This window comes from Micromonospora sp. M71_S20, from assembly GCF_003664255.1.
GTDB lineage: Bacteria > Actinomycetota > Actinomycetes > Mycobacteriales > Micromonosporaceae > Micromonospora.
Window position 1 is genome coordinate 578284 of record NZ_RCCV01000002.1, and the last position, 12454, is coordinate 590737.

At 73.2% G+C, this 12454-nt stretch carries 10 protein-coding genes; 6 read left to right on the top strand and 4 right to left on the bottom strand.

Going from position 1 to position 12454, the window contains the following annotated elements; all coding sequences use genetic code 11:
• Positions 1-47 precede the first annotated feature (47 nt).
• The 6 genes from ybaK (at position 48) to DER29_RS23555 (ending at position 6126) form a co-directional block, all read left to right on the top strand.
• On the top strand, positions 48-527 hold the full coding sequence (gene ybaK / locus DER29_RS23525) for a Cys-tRNA(Pro) deacylase (RefSeq protein WP_121399827.1): 480 nt from the start codon (positions 48-50) through the stop codon (positions 525-527).
• Between the two features lie 194 nt (positions 528-721).
• Positions 722-1819, top strand: a complete 1098-nt coding sequence (locus tag DER29_RS23535; protein ID WP_121399829.1) for a sugar ABC transporter substrate-binding protein — start codon at positions 722-724, stop codon at positions 1817-1819.
• Positions 1820-1926: 107 nt separating this feature from the next.
• Positions 1927-2754 carry an ATP-binding cassette domain-containing protein gene (locus tag DER29_RS23540; protein WP_121399830.1) on the top strand — a complete coding sequence of 276 codons (828 nt, stop codon included), beginning with the start codon at positions 1927-1929 and terminating at the stop codon, positions 2752-2754.
• Positions 2751-4010 (top strand): sugar ABC transporter permease, encoded by a 1260-nt coding sequence (locus DER29_RS23545; protein WP_121399831.1) that lies wholly within the window; start codon positions 2751-2753, stop codon positions 4008-4010. Before DER29_RS23540 ends, DER29_RS23545 begins: the two co-directional genes overlap by 4 nt.
• 28 nt (positions 4011-4038) lie before the next feature.
• Positions 4039-5220 (top strand): ROK family protein, encoded by a 1182-nt coding sequence (locus tag DER29_RS23550; RefSeq protein WP_121399832.1) that lies wholly within the window; start codon positions 4039-4041, stop codon positions 5218-5220.
• A 168-nt stretch (positions 5221-5388) separates the two neighbouring features.
• Entirely contained in the window at positions 5389-6126 is a 738-nt protein-coding gene (locus DER29_RS23555; RefSeq protein WP_121399833.1) for a DUF4142 domain-containing protein, read from the top strand.
• Positions 6127-6853: 727 nt separating this feature from the next.
• On the opposite strand, the gene DER29_RS23560 is transcribed toward DER29_RS23555, so the two are convergent.
• The 4 genes from DER29_RS23560 to DER29_RS23575 all read right to left on the bottom strand — a co-directional run bounded on the left by DER29_RS23560 (position 6854) and on the right by DER29_RS23575 (position 12449).
• Positions 6854-8431: a Na+/H+ antiporter gene (locus DER29_RS23560; protein ID WP_121399834.1), complete on the bottom strand. Its 1578-nt coding sequence runs from the start codon at positions 8429-8431 to the stop codon at positions 6854-6856.
• 178 nt (positions 8432-8609) lie between these two features.
• The gene (locus tag DER29_RS23565) at positions 8610-10391 is read right to left on the bottom strand and encodes an ABC transporter ATP-binding protein (RefSeq protein ID WP_121399835.1); all 1782 of its coding nucleotides are present in this window, start codon (positions 10389-10391) and stop codon (positions 8610-8612) included.
• The gene (locus tag DER29_RS23570) at positions 10391-12091 is read right to left on the bottom strand and encodes an ABC transporter ATP-binding protein (protein ID WP_121399836.1); all 1701 of its coding nucleotides are present in this window, start codon (positions 12089-12091) and stop codon (positions 10391-10393) included. The genes DER29_RS23565 and DER29_RS23570 overlap by 1 nt, the downstream gene beginning before the upstream one ends.
• A 103-nt stretch (positions 12092-12194) precedes the next feature.
• Entirely contained in the window at positions 12195-12449 is a 255-nt protein-coding gene (locus DER29_RS23575; protein WP_091627865.1) for a hypothetical protein, read from the bottom strand.
• Between the last annotated feature and the right edge of the window lie 5 nt (positions 12450-12454).

Below are 12454 nucleotides of genomic sequence, written 5' to 3' on the forward strand. Positions count from 1 at the left end.
GCCCTTTCGGCTCGCGGGTCGCGCGGGGCCGGGTTAGCTTGACCGTCATGGCGGGACAGGGCACTCCGGCGACCGCGCTGCTGACGAAGCGGAAGATCGCCCACAGCACCCATCCGTACGACGTCTCCCCGGACGCCCCGAACTACGGCGCGCTGGTCGCGGCGGCGCTGGGGGTGCCGCCGGAGCGGGTCTTCAAGTCGCTGGTCGCGGAGGTCGACGGCGCGCTGACGGTGGCGGTCGTGCCGGTCACCGGCGAGCTGGACCTCAAGGCGCTCGCGGCGGCGGCCGGCGGCAAGCGGGCCGCCATGGCCGACCGGGCGGTGGCCGAACGGGCCACCGGCTACGTGCGCGGCGGCATCAGCCCGCTCGGCCAGCGCCGGCGGCTGCCCACGGTGCTCGACTCGTCGGCGCTCGACCATCCCACCGTCTACGTCTCGGCGGGTCGCCGCGGTCTCCAGCTCCAGCTCGCCCCGCAGGATCTGGTGACGCTCACCGGGGCGGCCACGGCCCCGCTGTCGACCCGCTGAGCTGCGCCGCTCCCGGCGGCGACGAGAGAGCGCTCCCCCGCTCGGCGACGGGCAGGTGTCAGGGACGTTGCTGAATTGTTACTGCCGACAACAAACTCGCGACCTCGGTGCTCTTGTGCCCACGCCGCCGCGCGGAATACGTTGCCGGACACAACAAACCAACATCATCCCCCACCCCCGAAAGGACCCTGCTGATGCGCAAGGGCTTCCTCACCTTCGCCGCCGTGGGCCTGCTGGCCGCCGGCGGCCTGACCGCCTGCGGCGACGACTCCGGTTCCGAGGCCGGCGGCTCCACCGAGAAGAAGCCGAAGATCGGCGTGATCCTGCCGGACAGCAAGTCCTCCGCCCGCTGGGAGGGCGCGGACCGCAAGTTCCTGACGGAGGCGTTCGAGGCGGCCGGCGTCGACTACGACATCCAGAACGCCCAGGGCGACAAGACGGCGTTCCAGACCATCGCCGACCAGATGATCACCAAGGGCGTCACCGCCCTGATGATCGTCAACCTGGACTCCGGCACCGGCAAGGCCGTGCTCGACAAGGCCAAGTCCCAGGGTGTGGCGACCATCGACTACGACCGGCTCACGCTGGGCGGCTCGGCCACCTACTACGTCAGCTTCGACAACGAGGTCGTCGGCAAGCTCCAGGGCGAGGGCCTGAGCAAGTGCCTGACCGACAAGGGCGCCAAGAACCCGGTCGTGGCCTACCTGAACGGCTCCCCGACCGACAACAACGCCACGCTGTTCAAGAACGGGTACGACTCGGTGCTCAAGCCGAAGTTCGACTCGAAGGAATACACCAAGGGCCCGGACCAGAACGTGCCGGAGTGGGACAACACCCAGGCCGCCACGATCTTCGAGCAGATGCTGACCCAGACCGGCGGCAAGATCGACGGCGTGCTCGCCGCCAACGACGGCCTCGGCAACGCGGCCATCTCGGTGCTGAAGAAGAACAAGCTCAACGGCAAGGTCCCGGTGACCGGCCAGGACGCCACCACGCAGGGCCTGCAGAACATCCTCGCCGGCGACCAGTGCATGACCGTCTACAAGGCGATCAAGGAGGAGGCGAAGGCCGCCTCGGACCTGGCCATCGCGGTGGCCAAGGGTGAGAAGAAGGAGACCAGCCAGACGGTCAAGGACCCGGAGGGCGGCCGGGACGTCCCGGCCGTGCTGCTCACCCCGAAGCTGATCTTCAAGGAGAACGTCAAGGACGTCATCGCCGACGGCTTCGTCACCAAGGACGAGGTCTGCGCCGGGGCGTACGCCAAGCTCTGCGCCGACGCCGGCATCAGCTGACCCGTACCCGCTTCCACGCGCACGCCGCCCGGCACGGACCCTGTGCCGGGCGGCGGTTCGCGCCGGACGGGATCCGAGACCTCCCCTCCACCTGAAGGAGACCCCCCGTGTCCGCAACCCCCCTGCTGGAACTACGCGGGATCGACAAGAGCTTCGGTCCCGTCCAGGTCCTGCGCGACGTCGCCTTCGCCGCCCACCCGGGCGAGGTGACCGCGCTGGTCGGCGACAATGGCGCCGGCAAGTCGACCCTCGTCAAGTGCATCAGCGGCATCTACCCCACCGACGCGGGCGAGTTCCGCTTCGACGGGCGGCCGGTGACCATCAACAGCCCCCGCGACGCCGCCGCGCTCGGCATCGAGGTCGTCTACCAGGACCTCGCGCTCTGCGACAACCTCGACATCGTGCAGAACATGTTCCTCGGCCGGGAGAAGCGCAGCGGCATCGTGCTCGACGAGCCGACCATGGAGCAGATGGCCGCCGACACCCTCGCCGGGCTGAGCGTGCGGACCGTGAAGTCGCTGCGGCAGCACGTCTCCAGCCTCTCCGGCGGCCAGCGGCAGACCGTCGCGATCGCCAAGGCCGTGCTCTGGAACAGCCGGCTCGTCATCCTCGACGAGCCCACCGCCGCGCTCGGCGTCGCGCAGACCGCCCAGGTGCTCGAACTGGTCCGTCGGCTCGCCGACAACGGCCTGGCCGTGGTGCTCATCTCGCACAACATGAACGACGTCTTCGCCGTCTCCGACCGGATCGCCGCGCTCTACCTCGGCCAGATGGTCGCCCAGGTGAAGACCACCGACATCACCCACTCGCAGGTGGTCGAGCTGATCACCGCCGGCCGCTCCGGCGGGCTCGGGCTCGCCGCCGCCGAGCCGGCCAACGGCGGCAACGGGCACGGCGCGGAGCCGGCCGGCAGCAACCCAGGAGGCGTCCGATGATCACCACCGTCGTGCACAAGGACGGCCCCGCGTCCGTCACACCGCCGCCCACCCTCGGCAGTCACGTCCGCAACTACGTCAGCCGGGTCCGGGGCGGCGACATCGGCGCGCTGCCCGCCGTGCTCGGCCTGGTCGTGCTCTGCACGGTCTTCTCGATCATGCAGCCGACGTTCCTCAGCGCCGGCAATTTCGCCAACCTGTTCACCCAGGGTGCCGCGGTCACGCTGATCGCGATGGGGCTGGTATTCGTCCTGCTGCTCGGCGAGATCGACCTCTCCGCCGGCTTCGCCAGCGGCGTCTGCGCCGCCATCCTCGCCAACGTCGTCACCGTGCTCGGCTACCCCTGGTACGTGGCCGTGCTCGCCGCGATCGTCACCGGCGTGGTGATCGGCACCACCCTCGGCTTCCTGGTCGCGAAGATCGGCATCCCGTCCTTCGTGGTGACCCTCGCCGGGTTCCTCGCCTTCCAGGGCATCGTGCTGATGCTGATGGAGGAGGGCGCCAACATCTCCGTCCGCGACGAGGTGCTGGTGGCCATCTCCAACCGCAACCTCCCGCCCGTCCTGGGCTGGCTGCTGGCCGCGGTGGCGGTCGCCGGCTACGCGGCCGTGCAGCTGCTGCGGCACCGTACGCGGGCCGCCCGGGGCCTGGTGACCGACCCGGTCGCGGTGGTGTTCGCCCGCATCGGCGGGTTGGCGCTCGTCCTCGGCGTCGCGGTCTTCATCCTCAACCTGGAGCGCAGCCGCAACGTCGTGATCAGCTCGCTCAAGGGCGTGCCGATCGTGGTGCCGATCATCGCGGTGCTGCTGGTCTTCTGGACCTTCGTGCTCCAGCGCACCAGCTACGGCCGGCACGTCTACGCTGTGGGCGGCAACAAGGAGGCGGCGCGCCGGGCCGGCATCAACGTGGACCGCATCCGCATCTCGGTCTTCGTCATCTGCTCCTCGATGGCGGCCGTCGGCGGTATCGTCGCCGCCAGCCGGGCCAACTCGGTGGACCCCAACACGGGTGGCAGTGACGTACTGCTCTACGCGGTCGGCGCGGCGGTCATCGGGGGCACCAGCCTCTTCGGCGGCAAGGGCCGGGTGCTCGACGCCGTCCTCGGTGGCGCGGTCGTCGCGGTCATCGACAACGGAATGGGCCTGATGGGATACAGCTCGGGGGTGAAGTACGTGGTCACCGGCGTGGTGCTGCTGCTCGCCGCGAGCGTGGACGCGTTCTCCCGCCGGCGTTCCACCGCCACCGGCAACCGTTGACCGCGCGGCACCGGAAGTGACGACGGCGATGCGCGCAGGACCGAGCCAGGACGAGATCCGTCGGCAGAACCTGGGCGCGTTGCTGCGGTACGTGCACGTGCACGGGGCCACCACCCGCGCCGAGCTCACCACCACGCTGGGGCTCAACCGCAGCACCATCGGCGCGCTGACCGCCGACCTGGCCGGCGCCGGGCTGGTCAGCGAGGGGACGCCGAAGGAGACCGGCCGGGCCGGACGACCGTCGCTGGTCGTCCGGCCCGAGTCGGACCGGGTGCACGCGTACGCGTACAGCATCGAGGTGGACCGGCTGCGGGCCGCACGGATCGGTCTCGGCGGCGCGGTGCTCGACCGCCGGGAACTGGACCGCCCCCGGGGCCTGACCGCCGCGGAGGCCGCCCCGCTGCTGGCCGGGGCGGTCAAGGAGATGCAGCAGAGCGCGCCGGCGGACGCCGTCTGCGTCGGCGCGGGCGTCGCGGTCTGCGGCATGGTCCGGCGCGACGACGGGCTGGTCCGGCTGGGTCCGACCACCGGATGGGTGGACGAGCCGATCGGCGCGGCGCTCGGCGCCGAACTGGGCTGCGACGTGCCGGTCACGGTCGGCAACGTGGCCGACGTGGCGGCCTTCGCCGAGCACGCCCGGGGCGCGGCGGCCGGCTGCGACAACGTCATCTACCTGTACGGGGACGTGGGCGTCGGCGCCGGCATCATCGCCGGCGGGCGCCGGCTGACGGGGCACGGCGGCTACGGCGGCGAGGTCGGCCACATGGTGGTCGTCCGGGACGGCGCGCCCTGCGATTGCGGCTCCCGGGGCTGCTGGGAGACCGAGATCGGCGAGTACGCCCTGCTGCGCGCCGCCGGTCGCTCCGACGCGCGGGGCCGCGACGCGCTGCTGGCCGTCTTCGACGCCGCCGACCGGGGCGACCTGCGGGCGCAGACGGCGGTACGCCAGGCCGGCGACTGGCTCGGCTTCGGGGTGGCCAACCTGGTGAACATCTTCAACCCGGAGATGGTCATCTTCGGCGGCGGCATGCGGGACCTCTACCTCGCGGCGGCGGCCCAGGTACGCAGCCGGCTCAACTCGATCGCCCTGCCGGCCTGCCTGGAGCACGTCCGGCTGCGCACCCCGAAACTCGGCGACGACGCGACGCTCATCGGCGCCGCCGAACTGGCCTTCGAACGCCTGCTCGCCGACCCCCTCGACGTCGGCTGACCGGTCCCGCCCCCGCCCCGGGCGGACCGTGGACAGGGTCCGGTAGCCGGCGGGCCGGTCCGGTGAACCGATCGGTCGGCCCGTCCGTACCAGTGCGCGGACGGGCGGAGGCGGAGGCGTCGCCCGGCCCGGACTCGTTTCGGACCGGACCGAGGAGACACCACGGACATGGCACCGCTCAGATCCGCCCGTCGCCGGCAGGGACACCGCAGCAGTCGCCTGGCGGCGCTGCTCGTCACGATCGCCGCCGGGCTCGGGGTGCTGCCCGGCGCGGCCGTCGCCGCGCCGGGCGGTCAACAGCTCAACGCGGCCGACGCCGCCCTGCTCAACGGGGTACGCCTGGCCGGGCTCTGGGAGATGCCGGCCGGGCAGATGGCCGCCGACAAGGGGCAGAGCGCGAGGGTACGCGAGATCGGTGCCGGCATCGCCACCGAGCACGAGGAGCTGGACCGGCTCACGGTCGAGGCGGCCAACAAGCTCGGGGCGAGCATCCCGAGCGACCCGACGGCCGAGCAGAGGGGCTGGCTTACGGAGATGCAGAACGCCTCCGGCGCCCGGTTCGACCAGATCTTCGTCACCCGGCTCCGGGTCGCCCACGGCAAGATCTTCCCGGTGATCGGGGCGGTCCGCGCCAGCACGCGAGACCCGGTGATCCGCAAGCTCGCCGACGACGCCAACCGGTTCGTCCTGCACCACATGCAGATGCTGGAGAGCACCGGGCTGGTCCGCTGGCCGGAACTGCCACCGGCCGCCCTGCCCGCCCCCGGCGACGACGGCCTGCTCGCCGCCGCCTCCGCCAACTCCGGCCCGCCGGTCGGGATCAGCAGCACGGTGGTCTGGCTGGTCTTCCTCGCCGCCCTCGGTACGGGAGGCATCGCCACGTACCGCATCCTGCGCCGCACCTGACCGACCGCCGTGCCGGGGAGGGCGCGGCCGGGCTCCTACCGGCCGCTGCTCCTACCGGCTGCTGCTCCGGGCCCGGTGCCCGGTGCTTTGGCCGTCCCCTGACCGGTTGCCCGCAGCTCCAGGCTCATGGCCCGGCTGCCGACGGCCTGCCTGCCCATGGACTGGCTGCGCACGATTGCCTGCCTGCCCATGGCCTGCCTGCCCGGGGCTGGCTGCACACGGTGGCCGCACCCGCTCCGACCCCCCGAGGGCCGGGCCGGTGGTTGACTCTCAGTGACTCCCGCAGGCATTCTTCCCGCCGCCAGCGGTCACCTGTTTCGCCGCTTTGCTCTGCAGCCATCCACGCACCAGTTACCCACCGTGGCTGGTGCGTCGGCGGCTGCAGAGCAAAGGGGACGCGGGGTGAGGTGGCAGACCCAACGACCGCGAGGAGAATCCTCTGGTCAAGGGATTGCGCTCCGAAATCGGCCACGCTCGCGCCCGAGAACCGGGCGGGAATGACTACCCTGCGTGCCGGCGGCCTCCTTCCGTTCGTCTCGTCACGCTGAGTACCTGCGGTGGCTTCGCCGCCAGCGGCGGTGGGTCTCCACGCCCACCCCCGTCGGGACGTCCGGACGTCCCGGACCTGCGGGGAGAGCCGGGCGACTGCTGGGGCGGCTGGACCGCGGGAACCGGGAGGAGCGGGGACCGGGGAGCCGGGAGACCGGGGCTGGGAGACCGGCGACCGCTACTCGTTGAGTTCCGGTCCCAGCAGCCGGATCTCCTCGATGTCGAGGACCGCCTGCAACTCCCGCAGGACGATGTCGTCGATCTCGTTCGTGTCCCGCAGCCTGGTGACCTCGCGCCGCTTGTGTTCGAGCACGGCGAGCCGCAGCCGCCGGTCGAGTTCCCGGGCCTGCTCCGCCGACTGGCTCTCGTCCGTGGAGCGGACGTCGTCGAGGTGTTGCTCGTAGTCCGCCCGGATCCGGTCGACCGCGTCCGGCGTCGCGCCGAGCCGGTCCGCGACCTCGGGCAGCACCGCCAGCGCGGCCTCGGTGGCACGCATCCGGGCCAGCCGCAGCTCGCCGACCCGCCGGGTGTCGCCGACCAGGCCCGCCCACCCGACGACGGCGGGCAGCGTGGTGCCCTGGATCAACATCGTCAGCAGGATGACCACGGCGGTGGCGAAGATGATCAGATCGCGATCGTGCACACGTGTGCCGGTGGACGTGGTCACCGGCACGGCGAGGGCTGCCGCGAGGGAGACCGCGCCCCGGAACCCCGCCCACCCGGCCGCCGTCCGCACCCGCCAGTTGACCCGCTCGTCCTGCTCCGCCGCCCGGCGGTCGACGACCAGGAAGGCGAACGCCGCCAGGTGGATCCACAGCATCCGGGTCAGCACGACCACGCCGGTCACCACCACCGCGATGACCAGCGCCCGCATCACCGACAGGCTGGTCACCCCGTGCAGGGCGCGCGGGATCTGCATCCCCAGGAGCACGAAGAGCCCGCCGTTGATCAGGAACGTGGCGAGGTCCCAGAAGCCGTACGCCAGCACCCGGGAGCGGGCCCGGATGACCCGGGGGGCGGCGTACGCCAGCATGAGGCCCGCGACCACCACCGCCAGGACGCCGCTGGCGTGCACGAACTCGGCGAGGAGGAAGGCGACGAACGGCGTGAGGACGCTCAGCGCTCCCTCGCGCAGCGGGTCGTCGAGCCGTCGCCGGACCAGGATCACCGCCCAGCCGACCAGCAGCCCGGCGGCGACGCCACCGGCCGACGCGAGGACGAACCGCTCGGTCAGCCCGAGCAACCCCGGCTCGGTGCCGCCCACGATCAGGCCCACTCCGACGGAGAAGAGCACCAGCGCGGTGCCGTCGTTGATCAGGCTCTCCGCGTGCAGGGTGGTCAGGATCCGGCGCGGCATCCGCTTGGCGAGGCCGGCGACCGCCGCCGCGTCGGTCGGCGCGAGCACCGCGCCGAGCACCCAGGCGGCGGCCGGGTCGACGCCGAACCGCTGCACGACGAGCGACACCGTGACCATCGTCGCCACCACCAGCCCCACCGCGAGCAACCCGATCGCGAGCAGGTTCGTGCGGATCTCACGCAGGCTGGTGGTGATGCTCTCCTTGTAGAGGATCGCCGGCAGGAACAGCAGCAGCACCACGTCGGGTTCCAGCACCACGTGGGACAGCGGCGGCAGGAGCGCGAGCAGCGCGCCCATCGTGATGAGCAGGACCGGGGGCGCCACGCTGTACCGCCCGCCGAGGGTCGTGCCGACCAGCACCGTGACGCCCAGCACCACGATCAGTTCGAGACCGCCCACGTCGCACCCCCGTCACCGGCCGACGCCACGGTGCCGGGTACGCGCCGGTCGCCTGCCGCTCCACCATCGTGGTACGGCGGTCCGGCGCGGCACCCTCGAACCCGGAAACAGGGCACCCCTGCCCGCCGGCGCCGACGGCGCCGTATTCGGACACGGACGCCGCACGCCGCGCGGCGCGTCAGGAGCCGGTGCCGTGCCAGGAGCGCCAGAGGGCCGCGTAGGAGCCGTCGGCCGCGACCAGCTCGTCGTGCGAGCCGATCTCGGCGATCCGGCCGTCCTCCACCACCGCCACGCGGTCGGCGTCGTGCGCCGAGAAGAGGCGGTGCGCGATGGCCACGACCGTGCGGCCCTGGAGGACGGCCGCGAGGGACCGTTCCAGGTGCCGGGCGGCGCGGGGGTCGATCAGCGAGGTGGCCTCGTCCAGCACCAGGGTGTGCGGGTCGGCCAGCACCAGCCGGGCCAGCGCCAGCTGCTGCGCCTGCGCGGGCGACAGCGGGTGCCCGCCGGCACCGACCACCGTGTCCAGCCCGTCCGGCAGCCCGTCGGCCCAGTCGAGCGCGTCGACGGCGGCCAGCGCCGACCGGACCGCCGACTCGTCGGCGCCCGGACGCACCATCGCCACGTTCTCCCGCAGCGTGCCGATGAAGACGTGGTGCTCCTGGGTGACCAGGGCGACGTGCGTCCGCAACTCCGCCAGGGGCAGCTCGTCTAGCCGCCGACCGGCCACCGTGACCGAGCCGGTACGGGGCGCGTGCACCCCGGCGAGCAGCCGGCCGAGCGTCGACTTGCCGGCGCCCGAGGGGCCCACCATGGCCAGCTTCTCCCCCGGCTTTGGCACCAGGGTCACCCCGTGCAGCACGTCCCGACCCTCCCGGTACGCGTACCGGACGTCCCGGGCGGCGAGCCGCCGGTCCCCCGGTGGCGGAGGATCGGTCGGGCCCGGGGAGCCCGTGGCGGGCCGGGTCGGGACGCCGGCCGGCGGGTCGGCGTCGGCCACCCCGAGCAGGCGGGCCATGGAGGCGCCGCCGACCTGCAACTCGTCCAGCCAGGAGAGCAGCCGGTCGACCGGGTCGATCAGCTGCTGCACGTAGAGCGTGGCGGCGGTGACCTCGCCGAGGCTCACCCAGCCCTTCAGGTAGAACCAGCCGCCGATGATCAGCGTCGCCACCACCGGCAGCACGTAGCCGATCTCGGCGATCGGGAAGAACACCGTGCGCAGCCGCAGGGTGTAGCGCTCGGCCGCGTACGACCGGTGGATGTCGGCGTCGGTGCGGGCCCGGCGGCGCGCCTGCTGCCGCAGCGCCTCCGTGGTCCGCGAACCCTCGACGGTCTCGCTGATCCCGTCGGTGATGTCGGAGTAGGCGGCGTTCTCCCGCAGGTAGCCGTCCGGGGCGCGGCGCAGGTACCAGCGGGTGCCGGCCCACAGCAGCGGCACCGCGAGCAGGCAGGGCAGCGCGAACAGCGGGTCGACCAGGAGCAGCGCGCCGACGATGAAGCAGCCGGTGACGACCGCGATCAGCGTCTCCGGCACCGCGAACCGGACCGTCCGCGACAGCGCCGAGACGTCCCGGGACGTCCTGGTGAGCAGGTCGCCCGTGCCGGCCCGCTCCACGGTGGCCAGCGGCAACGCCAGGATCCGGTCGACGAACTCCTCGCGCAGCTCGGCCAGCACCCGCTCGCCGAGCCGGGCCGACGCCAGGTGGGCGAAGCGGACCAGCACCGACTGCACCAGCACGAACCCGGCGATCAGCAGGGCGATGCGGTCCACGGTGACGCCGGACGTGCCCCGGGAGATCCCCTCGACCAGGTCGCCGAGCAGCCACGGCGCGACCAGGCCGGCCGCGGCGGCCAGCGCGTGCAGCCCGAGCGCGACCCCGAGCGCCCTCGGATGCCGGCGGGCCAGCGTGCGGGCGTAGCGGCGCACCTGGCGCCCGTCGGCGACCGGCAGGGCGGTGGCCATCAGTCCTCCCCCCGGCTGACCGTCGCCCGGTAGCGCGGCTCGCCGTCGAGCAGTGCGGTGTGCGACCCCTCGGCCACCACCTTGCCGTCCTCCACGAAGATCACGTGGTCGGCGCGGTGCAGCACGAGCGGGCTGGTGGTACAGATCAGGGTGGTGTGGCCCGTCCGGGCGGCGCCGAGCCGGTCCGCGATCCGGGCCTCGGTGTGCGCGTCCACGGCGCTGGTCGGCTCGACCAGCAGCAGGGTCTCCGGGTCGGCGACCAGCGCGCGGGCCAGCCGCAGCCGCTGCTGCTGGCCGCCGGAGAACTCCCGGCCGCGCTCGGCGACCGCGCTGTCCAGCCCCGCCGGCAGGGCCTCGACGATGTCGGTCGCGCTCGCCGCCGCCAGCGCCGCCGCGATCGTCGCGTCGTCGGCCCGGTCGTGCGGGTCCAGCTCCGCGCGCAGCGGGCCGGTGAACAGGTGCGCGTCGTTGTCGGCCACCAGGATCCGCTCCCGCACCGTCGCCAGCGCCACCTCCCGCAGCGGTACGCCGTGCAGCGTCGCGTCCGAGTCGACGTACCGGCCGAGGCGGTCCACGACCGCCGCCGCGTCCTCGGGGGCGGTGGCGGCGAGCGCGGTGAACCGGCCCGGCCGTACCGTCACGCCGGAGGTCACGTCGACCAGCTCGCCGGGGCCGTCCGGCAGGGCGGTCGAACGGGTCGGGTCGAGCAGTTCCGGGGTGAGCCGCAGCAGCCGCACCACCCGCCGGGCCGCGACGTGCCCCCGGGTCAGCTTGTCCACCGCCTCGGTGAGCTGCCGCAGCGGGCTGACCAGGAACGCGGTGTAGCCGTAGAACGCCACCAGCTCACCCGCGCTGATCTCGCCGCGCAGCGCGAACCGGGCGCCGAGCCAGGTGACCAGCACCAGGAACGCCCCCGGTAGCAGCACCTGGGCCGCCTCCAGCAGCGACTCGATCCGGGCCACCCGCAGGCCGTCGGCGCGCAGCGCCTGCGAGCGCGACCGGTAGCGGGCGGAGAGCACCGGCTCACCGCCGACGCCGCGCAGCACCCGCAGCCCGGAGACGATGTCGCCGGCCCGGGCGGTCAGCGCCCCCTCCGAGTCCCGGTACGCCTGCTGCTGCCGGTGCAGCGGCCGGATGAGCAGCCCGACGACCGCCATCAGCAGCGGCACGCCGAGCACCACGACCAGCCCGAGCGGCACCGAGGCGCCGAGGAGGATCACCCCGACGGTCACGATCGCCACGACCGCGCCGGCGCCCCGGGCGGTGATGTCGATGGCCGCGCCGATCTGGCTGATGTCGGCCGTGCCGATGCTCACCACCTCGCCGGCGGAGACCCGGCGGGGCAGCGCGGCACCGAGCCGGTTCGCCGCGCCCACGGTCAGCTGCACCGTCCGGTACGCCCCGGCGAGGAAGTTGTGCACCGCGCACCGGTGCCGCAGGATCCCCGCACCGGCCTGGAGCACGCCCAGCCCGAGCAGCGCCAACCCCCAGGTCAGCAGGGCGTCCTCGTCGCGGCGGGTGAGCCCGTCGACGGCCCGGCCGACGGCCGCCGGCACCAGCGCCTGGGCGACCATCCAGACGACGCCCAGCAGGATGCCGACGGTGAGCAGCACCTTGTGCCGCCCGGCCAGCCACACGAGGTAGCGGGTCGCCGAGCGGATGTCGGGTACGCCGGGGTCGCCGGCCGGTGTGAAACGCATGGCCCACCGACGCTAGGTGGCGGACCGGTCACCCCGCCAACCAATTACCGCCTCGGCGTGCCGTGGCTCACGCGTCCTGCACCGTCGCGCGGCCGGCCCCGCCTCAGCGGTCGACCTGGGTGAAGTCCCAGGAGTGCGGCGGGCGGGCCAGCAGCGTCGCCGGGGGCTCCGGCAGCGGACGCGGGTTGCTGCGCCACTTGGAGATGACCACCACCCGGTGGTCGGTGGAGGAGAACACCTCGCTGGACAGGTGCATCGGGTCGTGCTCGAACTCCGGCAGCGCGGTGTCGCACACCCAGGTGATCAGGTCCGCGGCACCGTACGGCTCCGCCCGCGCCTCCCACATCCGCACGATCACGTCAG